The following is a 20,699-nucleotide window of genomic DNA, read 5'->3' on the forward strand; positions in this document are numbered from 1 at the left end:
TACTATTTTTATATATAAGGTTGGTTAAAGGGTCAAAACTAAGTTTCACTAAATTCACATACAATATATAGATTAGTTGATGCATTCATAACTATATATTGTATGCAAAAGTTCAACTATATAGTTTTGACACCTTAACCAAGATTTTATGTATAAAAATAAAAATTACCTATTTTAATTAAGATATGATAAAATGTTGATGTATAAAGCGTAAATGTATTCAAAGAATTGTTTTGAGGGACTTATTACAAGATAGAGAAGATGAGAGGGTTGACAAGAGATGAATGACATTGTTGTAAGTATAGTTTGCATTACTTATAATCAAGAAAAATACATATCGGAAGCCATAGAAAGCTTTTTGATGCAAAAAACGAATTTTAATTATGAGATTTTGATTCATGATGATGCTTCAAAAGATAAAACACCGGAGATTATCAAGAAATATGAAACACAGTATCCCAATATAATTCGCCCAGTTTATCAAAAAGAAAACCAATATTCAAAAGGTGTCCAGGTTCTAGACTTTTATCAGGACATGGCCAAAGGCAAATACATAGCTATTTGTGAAGGCGATGATTATTGGACAGATCCAGATAAGCTACAAAAGCAAGTGGATTATATGGAGAAGCATCAAGACTGTAGTGCGTGTGTGCATGCGGCTATTAAAGTTGATGCAAAAACCAACAAAAAAGTTGAAGAAGTACGACCAAGTAAAACAAGTAAAGATTATACAACGGAAATGATTATTATGGGTGGTGGTGGCCTATTTGCAACCAATTCTATTCTATATAGAAGAAAGTTCTCTAAGCGACCGGAATTTTACTTGAACTGCTATATTGGGGACTTTCCTTTGATTATATATTTTTCTATTTGTGGTAGAATTCATTATATGGAAACGTGTATGTCCGCTTATCGGATTAACGTTGAGAATTCATGGTCGGCCATCATATCAAAGTCATGTACCGATATAAGAAAGTTACATACGGATCGAATCGAGCGTATGCTAAAAGAAGTAGATGACTATACAAATAAAAAATATACAGAAGTGATTGACAAGAAAATCAAGAAAAACAGATTCGATTTACATGTTTTATGTGGTGACTATAAAGATGTCAAATCAGATAAGTTCAAGGATTTATATAAGGGCTTAAGCTTCAAAATTAAATTATATCTTTTTTTAAAACAGTATTCACCAAAGACTATAAAACTAATAAAATCATTAAAAAGGAAGAATGGATAATGGGTGAACAAATGAATAAAACCAGAGTGCTTTCTTCTTTGGTATGGAAATTATTAGAGCGAAGTGGAAGTCAAGGCGTACAATTTATTGTGCAAATCGTCTTAGCCCGGTTGCTATTACCGGAAGAATACGGTATTATCGCCATTGTCATGGTATTCATACTTCTTGCAAATGTATTTGTTCAAACTGGATTCAATACGGCACTCATACAAAAAAAAGAGGTTGATGAGGTTGATTTTTCATCTGTTTTTTATTTGAGTCTAGCGGTTTCGGCTGTTTTGTATGTCTTAATATTTTTCCTGGCACCAATAATAGCCGATTTTTATGACCAGCCGCTTCTGATTCCTGTTATTAGAGTCTTGTCAATCACGCTCTTTATTGGTGCACTTAACTCTATTCAAAATGCTTTTATTTCAAGACATATGCTGTTTAAAAGGTTGTTTATGAGCAGTATCGGTGCGGTCATTGTATCAGGCATCGTAGGGATTATTGCCGCATATAATGGGTTGGGTGTATGGGCATTGGTGGCACAGCACTTGACCAACCAGCTTACAATTGCCTTTATTCTTTGGTTTACCGTAAAATGGCGTCCTCACTTATTATTTTCTTTTAAAAGGGTTAAAGTTCTTTTTGATTATGCATCTAAACTAATAGCCTCGGCATTGATTGAAACAATTTATAGAGATTTGAGCACACTTATTATTGCGAGAATGTATACTCCAGCTATGTTAGGGTTTTGTAATAGAGGGAGACAGTTTCCTGAGCTTATTGTAACGAATATTAATGGATCTATACAATCGGTTATGCTGCCGGCGTTATCAGCCCATCAAGATGATAAAAAAAGAGTAAAAGAAATGATGAGAAGGGCTATTGTTTCAAGTTCATTTTTAGTATTTCCGATGATGATTGGCCTAGCGGTGGTTGCGGAGCCAATGGTCAAAGTGGTATTAACAGACAAATGGTTGCCAGCGGTGCCCTTCTTACAGATTGCGTGTTTTACACTTGCTATAATGCCTATTCACACTGCCAATCTACAGGCGATAAATGCTATGGGTAGAAGTGATATATTCTTAAGGCTTGAAGTTATTAAAAAAACCTATGGCCTAATTATTTTGGGGGTCAGTGTTTTTTTTGGTGTTTATGTTATAGCCTTAGGCCAAATGGTGAATAGTTTTATTTCTAGTTTTGTGAATGCTTATCCCAATAAAAAGCTATTGGATTATAGTTACAAGGAGCAGTTAATAGATATTATGCCGGCATCCTTTATTTCAGCTATTATGGGTGTTCTGGTTTATTCAATTAGTCTGCTAAGTATTTCGACTTGGCAGATTCTAGTCTTGCAAGTGATGGTAGGGATTGTGCTATATATAGGATTGGCGAAGTTATTCAAAATCGAGAGCTATACTTATTTGGTTACGACGATTAAGCAGTTGATTATAGATAGAAAATAATATGAATCAAATATAATGGGAAGTACACATAAATTAGAAAAAAGATAGACAGGGGGTTTGTGAAATGAAAAAAGCTTTGATGAATATGAATGTGAATTCGGTTGGTTTGATGCAACCATATTTTTTCCCTTATGTAGGGTATTATTCCATAATTGATAAAGTAGATGTTTTTGTTATTACAGATGAGGTTCAGTACATACGACATGGTTGGATGAATCGGAATCGTATACTTAACTGTAATAAAGAATTCACTTATATTAACATGACGGTAAAAAAAGCACCACAAAAGACAGCAATTAAAGATATTTGTATTAATAATGACCATCCCTGGAAACAAAAAATCAGAAAAGACTTGAAACGTTACAAAAATTTTGGACCTTATTATAAGGAGACTATGGAAGTGTTAGAAGCCTGTTTGGCTTTTGAAACAGACGCCTTAACCCACTTTCATGTCAATAGCATTAAACAGGTCATGGATTATGTGGGTATAAAGGGACGTATAGAGCTTCTGTCAGAGCTTGAAATTCAGTTGCCCAAGATAGAATCGCCGGATGACTGGGGGATGTATGTGACTTTGGCTCTAGGGGCTAATACATACTATAATGCGCCTGGTGGCATGACTTTCTATGATTCAAAGAAGTACAAAGAAAATGGGGTAGATTTATTATTTCTAAAGAATAAGCTTGCACCATACAATCAAGGAAGAGATTATTTTATTCCGGGTATGTCAATAATTGATCTTATGATGTTCTTAAGCCCGGAAGAAATTCTGGATCAAGTGAAGAATTATGAAGTATATAAAAATTTACCAGAATAAGGAAGTATACTATACAGCATTATATTACTGTATTTTATCAAGGTCTTCATGTAGGCATCGTTAATGATGACGGTAAGAATATTTCATGTTAGAATGGTAAAAAAGGGCTCATAGACTCATAAGATAGCCAAACAGATTACTTAAATTAGTTCTATGAGCTTATAGAGGGAGATCATCATGAAAAACAATTTTTTGATAACAGGTGCAGGTGGGTTTATTGGTTTTCATTTGTGCCAATATTTATTAAGCAGTGGAGAACGAATTGTTGGCATTGATAATATGAATGATTATTACGATGTTTCATTGAAAGAAAAACGTATTGAGATTTTAAAGGCGTATGATAATTTTATTTTTTTAAAGATGGATATCAAAGACAAGACATCTATTGATCAGCTTTTTGAAGCGGAAGGTTTTGATTATGTAATTAATCTGGCGGCCCAAGCAGGGGTAAGGTATTCCATTGAAAATCCTTATGCTTATATTGATTCTAATATCATTGGTTTTATAAATATTCTCGAAGCCTGTCGCCACAATCCGGTTAAGCATCTCTTATATGCATCTTCAAGTTCTGTGTATGGTGGTAATTCCTTGGTCCCTTTTTCTACTGAACATATGGTGGATCATCCAGTAAGCCTATATGCAGCAACCAAAAAATCCAATGAACTTATGGCCCATACATACAGCCACTTATATGCAATTCCGACAAGCGGGCTAAGATTTTTTACTGTATATGGTCCTTGGGGAAGACCGGATATGGCTTATTATTCATTTACAAAGGCCATAACAGAGAATAAAAAGATTAAGGTGTTCAATCATGGTAAGATGGAAAGAGACTTTACCTATGTGGATGATATTGTTGAGGCGATTTCCAAGCTGATTCATCATATACCACAAAGCTATAGTGAGGTGGGTCTTGACAAAACAATACCTTATGAAATATATAATATAGGAAACAATTCACCTGTTACACTAGAACACTTTATAAAGACGATAGAAGATAAGTTAGGTATGTCAGCTTTGAAAGAGTATGTTGATATGCAACCGGGAGATGTTCTTAAAACATTTGCTGATGTAAGCAAATTAGAAGAGGCGATTGGATTCAAGCCCACGACCTCTTTAGAAGATGGTATCGGGAAATTTATAGATTGGTATAGGTTGTATTATAAAATATAGTACTTTCCTATTTTTTGAAAAAGTTCTATCATGGCTTTTTCTAATCGTTACACGCACTGGATAATTAATTCTAATATATTTATGTTATTGTTGCTTTACGTTTTTGAAAGAAGGGTAACTATGCTAGTTAAGTTAATAAGAAAACTACTTTTTTTGGCAGATATCATTACAATAAACTTGATTTTTGTGTTTGTCATTTATCTTCATTATGAAGGGAATATGCCACAAGGCGCATTAGAAGTGTATGCACGTAGTTTTATATTAATAACTGTGGTAAAAATCTTTATTTATAAATACTTTGGTCTATACGATAGTATATGGGAGTATGCTTCGATTGAAGAGTTAATGAAAGTCATCGGTGCCGTTTTTATCGGTAACGTACTAAGTATGATCTACCTGATGAGTATTGAATTTAATGTATATTTTGGTATATATTTAAGTGCTTTTATTTTTGAAGTTGTTGTGGTTGGAGGCAACCGATTTGGTTACAGGGTTTATAGAAGAATCCTCCGACAACAACCATTAACAAAACAAGTGGAAATCAAAAGAACTTTGATTATCGGAAGTGGTGCTACGGCTTCTCTTATCGCTACAGAAATCAAAAACCATAAAACGACTTATGGCGTGGTTGTTGGGTTTATTGATGATAATCCTGATAAATATGGAAAAAGCATTGCAGGAACGAAAATTATCGGAAATAGATATGATATATTTAGTGTGGCGAATAAGTATTTTGTTACCGAAATTATTGTAGCAACACCAACGCTTAACAAGACAGACATGAAAGCAATTCTTGAAGAATGTAAGCGCACCTCAGCCAAAGTAAGAATCATGCCGGGTGTTAGAGAAATGATTGATGGACAAGTTTCCATGAGTAAGATTCGTGACATAGAGATTGAAGATTTATTAGGTCGTGATGAGGTCAATCTTAATGTTAAACAAATCGCATCTTATATTGAAGGACAGGTTATCATGGTTACTGGTGGTGGTGGATCCATAGGATCTGAACTATGTAGACAGATTGCCAAATTCAATCCCCAAAAATTAATTATATTAGACATTTACGAAAATAATGCTTATGATATTCAAAATGAAATCTTAAGCACTTATAAAAAGTCTATTAATCTGGATGTGATAATAGCGTCTGTCAGAGACCGTGAGGCGATTTTTCAGATTGTTAAAGAACATCGTCCTGATGTTATTTTTCATGCAGCTGCACACAAGCATGTACCTCTGATGGAAAGATCTCCTAAAGAAGCAATAAAAAACAATGTTCTTGGAACTCAGAATATGGCAGAAGCTGCGGATAAATATGGTGTCAAGAAGTTCGTTATGATCTCAACGGACAAAGCTGTGAATCCAACAAATATAATGGGTGCAAGTAAACGTATATGTGAAATGATTATTCAAGGACTTGCAAAGCAGTCTAAAACAAATTTTAATGCAGTTCGATTCGGTAATGTACTTGGTAGCAATGGATCAGTTATTCCACTCTTTAAAAAACAAATCAAAGAGGGGGGACCACTTACAGTAACCCATAAAGAAATCATTAGATATTTCATGACCATTCCTGAGGCAACGCAATTGGTTATTCAAGCAGGCGCATTGGCCAGTGGTGGTGAGATATTTATACTGGATATGGGTGAGCCTGTGAAAATATATGATTTGGCATATGATATCATTAAGCTATCCGGTTTCAAGCCGAATGAGGATATCATGATAGAGATTACAGGGCTTAGACCGGGAGAAAAATTATATGAAGAATTATTAATGGCAGATGAAGAGCTTCAAAGCACAGAATTTGATAAGATTTATATTGGACAGCCAGCAGAACTGGAATATCAGGTATTAAAAAAATCCATTGATTTTCTAGCTGATTTGGTTAATAATGGTTCAAACGATGATATACGTGAGTTGGTAAAGTACATCGTGCCAACTTATAAGGACAATAAATTGGTTAATTCTGAGAAAATGGATGCTGTTGAATTGGTCACATCTTTAGAGGAAAACAATGTACAATAATAAACATAATCGGAGGTTTTTGTGAATACTATATCTAAGAGAGTTATTCCTTTTTCACCACCGGATTTTGGTGAAACGGAGATCGAAGCAGTTATTAAGACCTTAAGATCCGGTTGGATTACAACAGGACCCATAACAAAAGAGTTTGAAAAAAAAATAGCAGAATATATTGGTGTCGAGAAAGCAGTATGTTTGAGTTCGGCAACGTCAGCAATGGAACTTGTTTTGAGAATACTAGGTGTTGAGCCGGGCGATGAGGTTATCACATCTTCTTATACATTTACGGCAAGTGCATCGGTGATTACCCATGTGGGTGCTAAAGTTGTTTTGGTTGATACCCAAAAGGATTCCTATGAAATGGATTACAACTTATTATCAGAAGCGATTACTGAGAAAACAAAGGTGATTATACCTGTTGATTTTGCAGGTGTTATTTGTGATTATAATAAAATATACGAAATTATTAATAAGCAAAAATCAAAATTCATGCCAAGTAATGATATACAAAAAGGATTTGGTCGGGTTATTGTTATGTCAGATTCTGCTCATGCTTTTGGTGCAAAGAGAGATGGCTTTAATTGTGGCCAGTTGGCTGATTTTTCTTGTTTTTCATTTCATGCTGTAAAAAACCTAACAACAGCTGAAGGTGGCGCGGTTGTATGGCGTAATCACGACCATATTAATCATGAATGGTTATATAATCAATTTATGTTGTATAGCTTACATGGTCAGTCCAAAGATGCACTAGCGAAGAATCAATTAGGATCCTGGGAATATGATATTATTTTTCCGGCCTATAAATGCAATATGACTGATATTATGGCAAGTATTGGAATTGCTCAGCTAAAACGTTATGATGAGCTATTAAAGAGAAGACATAAAGTCATATCCATGTATAATCAAGGGTTTAAGGACCTTGGTATTAAGACCTTATCACACACGGGTGAGGGTTTTTCCTCATCGGGTCATTTATACCCTATTAGAATCAATAATTACAGTGAGGATGACCGTAACAAAGTTATAGTTCGATTGGGAGAAATGGGTGTAGCCAGTAACGTACATTTTAAACCCTTGCCACTTCTAACAGCATATAAAAATCTTGGGTTTAATATCGAATCTTTCCCTAATGCATATGATATGTATAAAAATGAAGTTACATTACCTTTACATACACTTTTGTCGGATGAAGATGTAAGGTATGTTATTGAGTGTCTTAGGAAGGCGATTTAGAACCGAATAAATGGAGGTGGCAACCAATGAAAGTGTCAAAATGGGAATCGTTGCCAAAAAGCATGCGTACGATAGAAGTGAAACAATATTATAATATTGTCTATCAAAAAAGGGCATATTTATTCATCAAAAGATTGATGGATATGATTTTTTCTTTTTTACTCATCATACTTTTGTTACCATTGTTTGCTTTGGTTGGCATACTTATCAAATTAGATTCTACCGGTCCAATAATGTTTAAACAAATTAGAGTTACTCAATACGGTAAGCTTTTTAGAATTCTTAAATTCAGAACGATGGTTCATCGTGCGGAAACAATGGGTTCCCAAGTAACTGTGACGGATGACCCAAGAATTACAAAGATCGGTAAAGTATTAAGAAAATATAGAATTGATGAAATGCCACAATTATTTAATATTATTATGGGCGATATGACTTTGGTTGGAACGCGACCTGAAGTGCCCAAATATGTGGTTCGTTATACACCGACGATGAGAGCGACTTTGCTTTTGCCGGCTGGGGTAACATCTTTAGCAAGTATTGCTTATAAAGACGAAGAAAAATTATTGAGTAAAACCAATAATCCTGATAAAACATATCTACAAGTTGTTTTACCAAATAAAATGAGGTACAATTTAGAAGCAATTATGAATTTGAGTTTGATGAATGATATGAAGATTATCTATAAAACAATAATAGCGGTGATAAAAAGAGATTAACAATAATAACTAGATGAGGGACTATGGAAAAGTATAATAAAGAATTAGTGAAAAAAGGTATCATTGTATCAGTGGTAATGCCTGTTTATAATGAAGAACTTTATATAGAGACTTGTATCAAATCCTTACTTAGTCAGGATTATAATAAGCGTCATATGGAGTGGATATTCGTAGATGGTGAATCAAGTGATGCCACAGTAAGTATAATAAAAAAGTTTCAATTGGATAATCCCAATCTCATAAAAGTATATAACAACCCTAAGAAAACTGTGCCCTATGCTATGAATATTGGCATTGGTCATGCAGTTGGAAAATACATTATAAGACTAGATGCTCATAGTATGTATCATAGTGATTATATATCAAAATGTGTTCATTATCTGGAAACCACAGATGCTGACAATGTTGGTGGTGTAGCAAAAACCATTGGAAAAGGCTTTGTTGGTCATGGAATTGCACTAATGCTGTCTTCAAAGTTTGGAGTAGGTAACTCTGAGTTTAGAACGGGTGGAACAAGTGGCTATGTTGATACTGTTCCATTTGGAGCGTTTAGGAGAGCGGTTTTTGATCAGTATGGTATGTACAATGAGCACCTAACTAGAAATCAAGATAATGAGATGAATTACAGAATTCGAAAGAATGGAGGAAAAATTTTCCTTTCAGATGAAATCAAACTATCCTATTATTGTAGGGATACCATAAAAGGTATATCAGATATGGCATTAAAAAATGGAAAGTGGAATGTTATTACAATGAAGTTATGTCCAGGTTCTATGGGTGTTAGACATTTTATTCCACTTCTATTCTTGAGTTCTCTAATTATTATGCCCATACTATCTCTGATGATGCCTTTTTTGGGTTATTTATTTGCCTTTGAAGTAGGTTTATACTTACTTTTGGATCTGCTATTCTCATTCAAAGCTAAAGATCATATCAAATATGTACCCTTGCTTTTGATCCTTTTTCCAATATTTCATATTACTTATGGAATAGGTTCAATACAAGGTATATTTGAAATATTTAAAAATAAAAGATGAGGTGATGTTATGAAACTGTATGATGATCTAATGAACAAAAAAGCTAAAATATCAGTGATTGGACTGGGTTATGTAGGTATGCCAATTGCAGTAGCATTTGCGAGGAAGACGGATGTTATTGGTTATGACTTAAACAAGATGAAAATAGATGCTTATCTAAGTGGTGTCGATCCAACAAAGGAAGTTGGAGATGAAGTCATTAAAAACACAAGGGTAATGTTTACTACAGATGAAAACAGGCTTAAAGAGGCCAAGTTTCATATAATTGCAGTGCCTACACCAATTAATACGGACAAGACACCGGATTTATCACCTGTAGAAGGAGCAAGTCAGATCCTAGGACGGAACCTTTCAAAAGGTTCAATTGTAGTATATGAATCGACGGTATATCCTGGGGTTACAGAAGATATATGTGTTCCTATTCTTGAGGAAGCGTCAGGTTTGAAGTGCGGTATAGACTTTAAAATAGGTTATTCGCCTGAACGTATCAACCCAGGGGATAAAATCAATACACTTGAGAATATAATCAAGATTGTATCAGGCATGGATCAAGAAACAACGGATATAATTGCTAAGGTATATGAGTTGGTTATTGAAGCGGGGGTTCATAAGGCAGGCTCTATCAAAGTAGCAGAGGCCGCTAAAGTTGTAGAAAATAGTCAAAGAGATATTAATATTGCCTTTATGAATGAGTTGGCAATGGTTTTTGATAAGATGAATATTGATACAAAAGAAGTCATTGAAGCGATGAATACTAAGTGGAATGCGCTTGGGTTTTCACCAGGTCTTGTAGGTGGACATTGCATCGGCGTGGATCCTTATTATTTTGTTTATGAAGCAGAGAGATTAGGCTATCATAGCCAAATTGTTTTGGCTGGCAGAAAAATAAATGATGGCATGGGTGCTTTTGTTACGGACGCTATTATCAAAAAGTTAATATTGTCAAACAAAAAAGTTAAAGAAGCCAAGGTAGCAATTTTAGGCGTTACCTTTAAAGAAAATTGTCCAGATACAAGAAATTCCAAGGTTGTTGACATTATTGAACAGCTACAATCGTATGGTATAGAGCCCATAATAGTTGATCCAATTGCAGACGAGGTTGAAGCGAAAGAACATTATGGGATTAATCTGGTGAAGCTTGAGGATGTAAATGACCTTGATTGTATTGTACTGGCAGTAGCACATACAGAGCTTAGATCCATGACAATTGATGAGTTTGATGGTATGTATCGAGATATGCCAAAGGATGAAAAAGTCATGATTGATATAAAAAGTGTTTTTGATTTGGCTGAATTAGAAGCATCAGGTTATACATATTGGCGTTTATAGAGATAAAGTAGAGGTGTTTTATGTATAAAGTTGGGATTTGCGGTCATTTTGGAAAAGACAAAGAGTTTCTGGATGGTCAGACAATCAAAACCAAGACATTGGCAAAAGTATTAATCCATACATATGGTGAAGATCAAGTGAAATTGATTGACACTTATGGATGGAAGAAAAAGATGATTCATCTAGTAATCGAATGCATACGACTGGTAAAAGAGTGCGATAATGTGATTATTTTACCTGCTCATAATGGTGTTAAGATTTTTGTGCCCTTGTTTGATAACATCAATATATTTTATAAGAAGAAGCTACATTATTCAGTAATAGGTGGATGGTTACCTCAGTTAATTCAGAAAAATCCAAAGCTTATTAAAAAGCTTAATAGATTCTATAGCATCCAGGTTGAAACAGATGTAATGGTTAAGGAATTGACTGGGATTGGCATGCGACATGTATACAAAGTACCAAACTTTAAAATCCTTACAATACTAAATGAAAATGAGTTGATATTTCAAATAGAGCCACCTTACCATTTATGTATGTTTTCAAGAATTACACCCTTAAAAGGTATTAAAAATGCAATAAAAACGGTCCATGAGATTAACAAAAAATTCGGTAAGCTTATATATAAACTTGATATTTATGGTTGGATTGATGATGATTATTTAGAGCGATTTAATGAATATATGAAGACTTATGGGAACGAGGTTTCATACGAAGGTTGTGTTACTTCAACGAAAAGTGTTGAAGTGATCAAAAAATATCACCTCTTATTGTTTCCAACAGAGTTTAGGACAGAAGGTATTCCAGGTACTATTATTGACGCCTATTATGCAGGTGTCCCCGTGGTAGCCTCAAAATGGAAGTCGGCAACTGAAATCATCATCCATAATGAAACCGGTATTCTCTATGATTTTGATGATGTTGAGGGTTTGAAAAAGAGCTTATTGCTATTAAAAGACCAGCCTGATTTGGTCCATAGAATGAAATATGCTTGTCTAAAACAGGCCAAAAATTATTCACCAGAATATGTAACATCTATTATAAAGCGCTATCTATAAGTAAAAGCACATTCGGTCCTAGGTGTGTTTAATAATAGAATTTTGCTAAGTATGAGGAGGACAATATGGAAAAGAGATTAAAAATATTACAGTTTGTGCCTAAGCTCGAATTGGCCGGCGCAGAAATAATGATAGAAAACCTGGCAAAACAACTTAAAAAAGATGGTTATGATGTTAAGGTCGTTAGCTTATATAATTATCAGTCTGCTATAACCAAGAGGCTTGAGGCAGAGGGCATACAAGTCCTATATATGAATAAGAAACCAAAGTTTGACTTGAAATTATTTATAAGCTTATTTAAGTTGATTAAAAAAGAAAAGCCGGATGTTGTTCATACACATTTATATATTTTGCCGTATGTTATGCCTATTGCCCAATTATTAGGCGTAAATAAAAGAGTTCATACAATTCATAATATTGCTACAAAAGAAAATGGGTTAATGATTAGAAAAGTTAACAAGTTTTTTTACCATGTATGTAAGGTTGTACCGGTATCTATTAGTCCTATGGTCAAGGATACAATTATTAAAGAGTATGGTTTGAAAGATGAAGTGGTACCAATGATTTATAATGGAATCCAACTAGAAAGGTGCAAACCCAAAACCAACTATGATATCAGAGATTCAAAAGTATCTCTTTTGCATATAGGTAGATTTTGTGAGCAGAAGAATCATAAAGGATTAATCGAAGGCTTCCGTATACTTAGGGAATCTAATAAGAACATAGAGCTTAAACTAATGGGCTCAGGAGATTATGAAGAAGATATTAAGAAGTTGGTTAAGTCCTATCATTTAGAAGATTGTGTTGAATTCCTTGGACTTAAGTCAAATGTATATAAGTATATCCATGAAGCAGATATTTTTGTGCTTCCATCTTTATGGGAAGGCATGCCAATTACATTGATTGAGGCAATGGCAACAGGAATGCCTATCGTTGCTACAGATGTTGGTGGTATTTCAGATATGATTACGCATGATGAATCAGGGATTGTGGTAAAAATACAGGTTGAAGACTTTGTAGAAGCACTTGAACGTCTCATAAGAGATAAGGCATTGAGGATGAAGCTTGGGAAGAATGCTTTGAAGAAATCTGTATGTTTTGATGCCATCCAAATGGCAAAGGGTTACGAAACTATTTATAATAATTAGGTACGAGGTATAGGGAGTAAGCTATGAGGATTTTATTTGTTGTTCCGGGCATGGGTTATGGTGGTGCTGAAAGGGTGATTTCTATTCTATCTAATGCATTTGTTACCAATGGTAATCCTGTTAAAATCATTAGTTTTGACAAAGAAGGCATAAGGGCATACCATCTCCATGAGAAGGTTGAACTATCCAAAGTGGGGAATATGAATACCAAGAGTCTGAAAGGTGTTATAAGTTTCTTAAATGATTTGAGAAATAAGATTAAGGCATACAATCCAGATGTTGTTATATCCTTCATTAATGATGTGTGTGCCATTACAGCACTTGCCAATATTGGATTAAAATACCCACTTATCTATTCCGAGAGAAACGATCCAAGGTTTATGAATAACTCGCTTAAAGAAAAATGCTATAGTATTCTTGTAAAAAGCCTGACAGATGGTTTTGTCTTTCAAACCAATGGCGCAAAAAACTTATACTCAAAAAAGGTCCGCGATCGTTCAGTTGTCATTCTTAACCCTATACAAACTGATGCTTTTCCAAAAAGTTGGCAAGGTGAACGTGATAAGGTAATTGTTTCCGTTGGTAGATTGCACTCTCAGAAGAACCAGAAACTTTTAATAAAGGCATTCTCAAATATAGCTGATACTTATCCAGATTATATTATGAAGATCTATGGTGATGGTCCACTTAAAGAGGATTTAAGCAATCGGATTCATGAACTGGGTTTGTCAGAACGTGTTTTTTTAGAAGGCAATGTTGAAAATATCTTAGAAAGAATTATTTCTGCAGAAATATTTGCTTATAGCTCCAATTATGAAGGGCTTCCTAATGCACTTATAGAAGCCATGGTTCTTGGGGTACCTTGTATATCTACAGATTGTTCGCCAGGGGGGGCGGCTATGCTGATAGACAATAAAAAAAATGGATTGTTGGTGCCGATTGAAGATGAGTTGGCCTTAACCAATGGCTTGCTCTACTTGTTAAGGAATAAAGAGGCTGCCTCTAGAATGGGTGCGTGTGCTAGGGGCCTTGTTAATGAAGTCAATGTAGACCACATTGCTAAAGAATGGCAATCTTTTATTCGATGGATTATAGATGAGAAAAGGAATAAAAACTAATGGGTATAACCTTAGCTTCAAATGATGAAAATAATATTATGGGTTTTTTGAAGATTAGCTTATTTTTTTTAGTACTTATAGGCTTGAATCCGGATTTAAACAATATACGGGTTTTATGGTGGGGCGTAGTTTTTTTTGCCATACTCAATATGTTGATCGTAATTATTAAAAAAGACTTAGCTGTGGTCAACCAATTTTTTATATGGATGCTTGCTTTTTTCTTTTGGGGTACTTTGTCCTATTTCTGGTCTCTTTATTTTGCCTTAACCTTTGAAATATTAAAAACATTATTAATCAATTTAGTGGTTTTTTGGTTAATGTCATGTGTTATTGTTACTGAGGTTGACATATATTCATTGTTTAAAATTGTAGTTTATGCAACGACGCTAAATGGTATTTATATACTTTATAAGATTGATGTTGGTTTACTAGGGATAACTCAAATTGGTGCCGATTTGCTTGGAGAAAAGTGGAATGGTAATACCATTGGAATTATGATGGCTTTTGGTGTATTGATATCATTACTTCTCATAAGAAAAGAGGAAGTCCGACTTAAAAAAGCAAGATATATTATTATAATTGCTATATCAACATTAATTGTTATTCTTACAGGATCAAGAAAAGCTTTGTTTTTTGTAGCTTTTGGCTACATTTCTTTTACAGGTCTAAGCAGTAGAAGTAATCGAATTTTGTTGATGACTAAGATTATAATTATGCTGGCTTTAGGCTATCAGCTGATAATGAACATCCCGCTATTTTATAGTATTTTGGGCGTTCGTTTAGAAGGCTTATTTTCCATTGTTACAGGCCTTGGCTCAGTTGATAGCAGCACTGAGCTTAGAATTGAATACATTGATTATGGTCTATCCTGGTTTATGAATAAACCCATTTTTGGATATGGACTGGATAACTATAGGGTACTATTATATCGTACCATAGGAAAGGGTACTTATTCTCATAACAATTACATCGAGTTATTGGTTGGAGTGGGTGTGATTGGAACAATCATTTATTATTATGCATTTGCTTATGTTTTGGTAAACGCTATGAAATTACTAAAAGCTTCAAAAGAACCTATGACCTATTTAATTGTGGTTATTATGGTCGCTATCTTAATATCCCAGTATGGGTTTGTAACCTATTATGACTTTATGGTTAACTTGATCATATGTATTAGCTTTATAGTTGTAAGAACTAAGTTGAAAGAAGATAAAGCATTAAGTGTAAAATAAGCTTGAAGATATTCGTAGAAGTGGAGAAAGACATGTTATGAGTAGTAAAAAAAGGGTTATAGAGAACTCAGTTTTATATACATTGAGTTCGCTGTTATTAAAATCAGCAGGGTTTTTATTGTTGCCAATATATACAAGGTTTTTAACACCTACAGATTATGGTATAACCAATTTGGCTTCAAGCTTTACCCAAGTGGCAACATATGTAATTGCATTTTCATTATATTCAGCACTGGTTAGATTCTACACAGATTACAGTGTGAAACGGGAAATCTTAAAGAGATTCTATGGATCGATTATCAGTTTTATTGGTCTCATGTGTATAGCTTCATTTATCCTAATGGTTGTTTTACGAGATTTTATAAACCGTTTGTTTTTTGATAATCTTACCTTTTATCCGATTGTACTTGTGACGTTTGTTATGGTTGTTTTTATTACACTGCATTCTACTCATGAAAGTATTTTGCAAGGTATGCAGCAAGGCAAAAAACTAACCGCAATTAACATCATTTTTTTTGTATTACAAGTTTTATTGAACTTGTTATTAATAGGCGTTTTTAGATTAGGGGCATTAGGCGTTCTTTTATCTACTATGATTCTCAACATTGCATATTTCTTTTTTATGATTTATGATTTGAAAAAGAATAACCTTATAACCTTTTGCTTAGATAAAGAGATTCTAAAAGAAGCCTTGTCTTATTCGATTCCTATAATGCCGCACAATCTTTCTACGAGTGTTGCAGGTTTAGCTTCTCGTGTTTTCATTAATAACAGTGGGTCTTTATATTCTGTTGGTCTATATAGTATAGCTATGCAATTTGGATTATTGATTGACCTTGTTCAAAGTTCTGTAAATAAAGCCTTTGCACCCTGGTTTTATGATGTCATGAACAAAGGTGAACATGAAAAACATCCAGAGATCAATGAGTTATCTCATGTTTTATTAACACTCTATTCTATATTATATATGCTTATTGGTTTGTTCTCCCAAGAAGCCATATTCATTATGACCAATGAAAGCTATTTGATGGCTTGGACAGTCATACCGATTCTTGTGATAGCCTTCTCAATTAAGTCGATATATTATTTCTATATTAATCTTATGTTCTATTATAAAGAGGCAACTAAAAAAATATTTATAGCTACGTTAATCGGAAGTTTTATGGATATTTTTCTTTCATTTATTCTTATACCACTTTATGGTATGTATGGTGCTGCAATTGCTTTCTTGATAGCAAAAGCAATCATAGTAATTATTGTACTTATTTTCAGTAGAAAATATAATACAGTAGGGTATAAGATTGTAAGTATGCTGAAGGTTATACTGGTTAGTTTGATTTTCATGGGTATTGGTTTGTATTTTAGCTTGACAAAATACATGGTTGAGTTTAGTTGGCTCAATGTATTTTATAAATTCATTATTCTCTTCATATACCTAGCCTATATTTATATAATTAACCATAAAGTTATTAAAGTCATGTTTATAAGCTTAAAGGAAATGGTGAACCTAAAAAGGAATAAAAATAATGAGCAATAGAATTGTTTTGGTGAAGTGACTATATGCTTACAATGCCTATAAGATTGAATTACAAAAATATACATGCTATAATCTGACTATATTTTGAATCTAAAGCGTGAGGAAATTATATGAAAAAAAGTGTAATCATTATTGCAATCATCATCATTATATTAATCAATGGATTTTTAAAAGTGGTGTTACCTATAAAAAGTGATCAAGCTGAATTGGTTGATGAACCCATAGGAGTATCAGAAATAATAAAAGAACCTCTTAAGAAAAATATAATACCAGCTAACAGTTTGTACGTTGAAGCATTTGGCGCAATTGGCGATGGTATAGTAGATGATACAGATGCGATTCAAGAGGCTATAGACGAAGCAATTAACTTGGATAGACCTTTGGTTTTTGAAGAAGATAAGATCTATAAAATATCAGAAACGCTTATAATGAAGGGTAATCTCCATATAAGTGGCTATGGATCTATATTATATATGCCATCACAAAGATGGTTGGTTAATATGATGATTACAGAGGAAAAAGAAGTTGTTGAAAACGTAACAATTGAAGGACTATCATTTATGTCTAAAAATGACAGAAAGGGAACTGACTATGCTGAAGGTAGCTTGACAAGCAATGTTACAGCATTACACTTTATTGGAATCAATAACTTAAAGATTAAAGATGTATATATATATGAGATGAATGTAGGCATCAAGTTTGGAGCATCCAGCAACAATCAAATGAATGAGAATATAACCATTGACAATACGCATATATATAGATCATTGACACCTTTATTAATGAACACAACCAGGGATTTTACAATGACAAAAGGTACCCTTGATGCAAGTGCGGGAGCGAGTCGATTCCTTCATTGTGTGTATATAGATATGAATACAAGTAATATTACTTTCAATGAAGTGTTATTTGAGAACTCACCTGGAGCAGGGGTGCATATATATAATGGGTATAAGGATACGAGCCCAGCAACTAACATTAACATAATTGATAGTCGTGTTGAAGATTCGAGAGTTGGTATTATCATTTTTAGTGGTGCAAATAATATAAGCGTTTCAAATGTGGAAATAACAAGGGTGGATTTGGCATTTAGTGTTGATCATGCAGTTAATGTAAATATAAATAATGTAATAATCACGGAAGCAACAGCCTTGACCGATGTGCCTAAAGGTGCATTTAGAATCAAAAATATGTATCAATCAAGTATTAAGAATGTCACTGTTGACGGCTATGGTATGGAAGGCGTATTAATTAGTATTTATGAAAATCTTGTGGATTTATTAATTTCAGATATGAACGTAAAAAATATTAATGACTTGTATCTGTTTCAAGCGGACAAGAGTTCAAATGTTGAAAATCTAGTAGTAGAGCATTCAGCCTTTGAATTTAGCAAGGTTTCAACGGAAAAAATGAGATTTAGAGGTGCAGGCTCAACAGCATTGTTCTACAATAATACTTTTATCAATACAAATGGTGTATATCCAAGTTTAATTAATAATGATATCAATACGAGCATATCCTTAATAAAAAATAAGTATAGTGGGTTCACAAATCTCGTAAGTACGACGGACGCTTCGATTTTGGAGGACAATACTGATCTGAATAAAGAATGACAATAATCATGTAAGAGGAGCTAAACATGAAAAAATACTATCAAGAAATAGGTCTAAAAGACTTATTGATTACAATGATAAATAAATGGTGGATCATAGCTTTTTTTATAATCTTTTCTATTGGGATTACCTATTGGGCAAATCTAACATATTTTGTACCCTTATATAGCGCCCAATCTACGCTGTTTTTTGGGAATGATCCAAGTGATGAAGAGAATATGAGTTTAAATGATTTTAGAATTGGCTTGGAGTTGATTAATGACTATAGAGAATTGATACAGAGTCGGTTCGTTATAGAAAAAGTATTTAAGCGTCTGAATTATGATATGAATCTTCTTGAAGTTAGAGAGAATCTGACAATAAATTCTGTTAAAGGGACAAGATTCATGTACATAACCTATACAGACACTTCACCGGAAAAAGCGATGCGTGTAGCCAACGAACTTTCAAATGAACTCATAGTAGATGCAGAAGAAATGGTTGGTTTCAACAAAATAACAATTTATGATTATGCTCAAAAACCAACGCAACCTATTAATGCTAGTTTACCAATAGATTTAATTATTGCAGCTCTGGCGGGTGGGATGGCTGGCGTCTTTATTATATTTATCATGATGTTTTTTGACACAAGATTAAAAACGGAACAAGACGTAGAAAATATTTTTGGATTACCTATTATTGGGAATATACCAATAGAGCATGGCAAAAAAGCAAAAGAACGTATCTAATCTCCTTTCAATAGGATTCTTAATTTGGAAAATGTATTTGTATTTGAAATTATCTATGAAGGGAATAATGCAATGAAAAATACTAACTTAGTCACATTAAATGAACCAGCTTCTTTTATTTCTGAAAGTTATAAAATGCTTAGAACAAATCTGAACTTTTTCATAAGAGATAAACCTAATCAAGTGGTGTTGTTTACAAGCAGCACAAAGTTAAAAGGTAAATCAACGACACTTGCTAATATAGCTATAAGCTTTGCTCAAGAAGGAAAAAAGGTACTTATTTTAGAGTGTGATTTGCGATGCTCCCAAATGTATAAGTTGATGAATATACAAGAATCACCAGGGACTGCGGAGGTCTTATATGATTTTTTTAAGATAAGCGAAGTGATACAGAAAGTATCAGGTATTGATAATCTAGATGTTATTACATCGGGTCAACGTCCTGAAACACCTTACGATTTTCTAGGGTCAAGTAAAATTGAAAGTATCATTCTTGAACTAAGATCAATATATGATATTATACTGATGGATGCACCACCACTCCTAAACGTTGCGGATACAATGGTGCTGTCTAAGTATGTTGACGGTATTGTTCTGGTCCTTGCATTAAATGATAGTAAAATAGAAGAGGCTCTTAAAGCAAAAAAAGAATTGGATAAAGTTAAAGAGAAAGTATTGGGTCTTATATTAACTAAGGTTACAAAAAAGAAAAAACTTAACAAGCTCTAAGGGGGTAAGATGAATTATGAAAATTACAGTTGCCGGTGTAGGTTATGTTGGGCTTTCAAACGCAATACTTTTAGCTCAACATAATGAGGTTATAGCACTAGACATTATTAAAGAAAAAGTTGAGATGATTAATAAGAAAAAATCTCCGATCATTGATACTGAAATAGAAGCGTATTTGGCTACGAAAGAGCTTAATTTGATAGCAACAACCGATAATTATGAGGCATTTAAAGATGCTGAATATGTTATCATTTCTACGCCAACGAATTATGATGCAGAGAAGAACTACTTTAATACAAGAACGGTAGAAGCAGTTATAGGAAATGTACTTTCTATTAATCCGGATGCTATAATGATTATTAAATCGACGGTCCCTGTTGGTTATACGAAATCTATTTCGGAAGAAATAAAAGATGTTGTTGATAAAGTATATACAAGGGACTTGTTTACTAGAGATTAATTTATAACAATGAATGTGTTTTGATCTTATATTATGCTTTGGCCATTAATAGATTTTG

17 protein-coding genes and 1 pseudogene are annotated in these 20,699 nt (G+C 33.6%); all 18 read left to right on the top strand.

Going from position 1 to position 20,699, the window contains the following annotated elements:
* Positions 1-280 precede the first annotated feature (280 nt).
* Entirely contained in the window at positions 281-1,240 is a 960-nt protein-coding gene (locus AC6F8J_RS14405) for a glycosyltransferase (RefSeq protein WP_500724324.1), read from the top strand.
* Positions 1,240-2,691 carry an oligosaccharide flippase family protein gene (locus AC6F8J_RS14410; protein ID WP_500724325.1) on the top strand — a complete coding sequence of 484 codons (1,452 nt, stop codon included), beginning with the start codon at positions 1,240-1,242 and terminating at the stop codon, positions 2,689-2,691. The genes AC6F8J_RS14405 and AC6F8J_RS14410 overlap by 1 nt, the downstream gene beginning before the upstream one ends.
* 64 nt (positions 2,692-2,755) lie before the next feature.
* Positions 2,756-3,508: a WbqC family protein gene (locus AC6F8J_RS14415; RefSeq protein WP_500724326.1), complete on the top strand. Its 753-nt coding sequence runs from the start codon at positions 2,756-2,758 to the stop codon at positions 3,506-3,508.
* Between the two features lie 177 nt (positions 3,509-3,685).
* On the top strand, positions 3,686-4,681 hold the full coding sequence (locus tag AC6F8J_RS14420; RefSeq protein ID WP_500724327.1) for an SDR family NAD(P)-dependent oxidoreductase: 996 nt from the start codon (positions 3,686-3,688) through the stop codon (positions 4,679-4,681).
* Positions 4,682-4,801: 120 nt separating this feature from the next.
* Positions 4,802-6,703, top strand: coding sequence for a polysaccharide biosynthesis protein (locus AC6F8J_RS14425; RefSeq protein ID WP_500724328.1), 1,902 nt, complete (start codon positions 4,802-4,804; stop codon positions 6,701-6,703).
* A gap of 30 nt (positions 6,704-6,733) precedes the next feature.
* Complete coding sequence (locus tag AC6F8J_RS14430; protein WP_500724346.1) at positions 6,734-7,933, top strand: aminotransferase class I/II-fold pyridoxal phosphate-dependent enzyme; 1,200 nt, start codon at positions 6,734-6,736, stop codon at positions 7,931-7,933.
* A 26-nt stretch (positions 7,934-7,959) separates the two neighbouring features.
* On the top strand, positions 7,960-8,652 hold the full coding sequence (locus AC6F8J_RS14435) for a sugar transferase (protein ID WP_500724329.1): 693 nt from the start codon (positions 7,960-7,962) through the stop codon (positions 8,650-8,652).
* A 23-nt stretch (positions 8,653-8,675) separates the two neighbouring features.
* Positions 8,676-9,689, top strand: a complete 1,014-nt coding sequence (locus tag AC6F8J_RS14440; RefSeq protein WP_500724330.1) for a glycosyltransferase — start codon at positions 8,676-8,678, stop codon at positions 9,687-9,689.
* Between the two features lie 9 nt (positions 9,690-9,698).
* Positions 9,699-11,018: a nucleotide sugar dehydrogenase gene (locus tag AC6F8J_RS14445; RefSeq protein WP_500724331.1), complete on the top strand. Its 1,320-nt coding sequence runs from the start codon at positions 9,699-9,701 to the stop codon at positions 11,016-11,018.
* Between the two features lie 20 nt (positions 11,019-11,038).
* Positions 11,039-12,076 (top strand): glycosyltransferase, encoded by a 1,038-nt coding sequence (locus AC6F8J_RS14450; RefSeq protein WP_500724332.1) that lies wholly within the window; start codon positions 11,039-11,041, stop codon positions 12,074-12,076.
* Positions 12,077-12,141: 65 nt separating this feature from the next.
* The gene (locus AC6F8J_RS14455; RefSeq protein WP_500724333.1) at positions 12,142-13,224 is read left to right on the top strand and encodes a glycosyltransferase; all 1,083 of its coding nucleotides are present in this window, start codon (positions 12,142-12,144) and stop codon (positions 13,222-13,224) included.
* A gap of 23 nt (positions 13,225-13,247) precedes the next feature.
* Positions 13,248-14,342 carry a glycosyltransferase gene (locus AC6F8J_RS14460; RefSeq protein WP_500724334.1) on the top strand — a complete coding sequence of 365 codons (1,095 nt, stop codon included), beginning with the start codon at positions 13,248-13,250 and terminating at the stop codon, positions 14,340-14,342.
* Positions 14,342-15,574: an O-antigen ligase family protein gene (locus AC6F8J_RS14465; protein WP_500724335.1), complete on the top strand. Its 1,233-nt coding sequence runs from the start codon at positions 14,342-14,344 to the stop codon at positions 15,572-15,574. Before AC6F8J_RS14460 ends, AC6F8J_RS14465 begins: the two co-directional genes overlap by 1 nt.
* A gap of 37 nt (positions 15,575-15,611) precedes the next feature.
* Positions 15,612-17,111, top strand: a complete 1,500-nt coding sequence (locus AC6F8J_RS14470; RefSeq protein WP_500724336.1) for an oligosaccharide flippase family protein — start codon at positions 15,612-15,614, stop codon at positions 17,109-17,111.
* A 110-nt stretch (positions 17,112-17,221) separates the two neighbouring features.
* Positions 17,222-18,724 (top strand): hypothetical protein, encoded by a 1,503-nt coding sequence (locus tag AC6F8J_RS14475; protein ID WP_500724337.1) that lies wholly within the window; start codon positions 17,222-17,224, stop codon positions 18,722-18,724.
* 26 nt (positions 18,725-18,750) lie between these two features.
* Entirely contained in the window at positions 18,751-19,452 is a 702-nt protein-coding gene (locus AC6F8J_RS14480) for a Wzz/FepE/Etk N-terminal domain-containing protein (RefSeq protein ID WP_500724338.1), read from the top strand.
* Positions 19,453-19,476: 24 nt separating this feature from the next.
* Positions 19,477-20,181, top strand: coding sequence for a polysaccharide biosynthesis tyrosine autokinase (locus tag AC6F8J_RS14485; protein WP_500724339.1), 705 nt, complete (start codon positions 19,477-19,479; stop codon positions 20,179-20,181).
* Between the two features lie 16 nt (positions 20,182-20,197).
* Positions 20,198-20,587, top strand: a pseudogene (locus AC6F8J_RS14490) (3-hydroxyacyl-CoA dehydrogenase NAD-binding domain-containing protein); the annotation flags it as partial.
* Positions 20,588-20,699: the final 112 nt, after the last annotated feature.

This window comes from Petrocella sp., assembly GCF_059865615.1.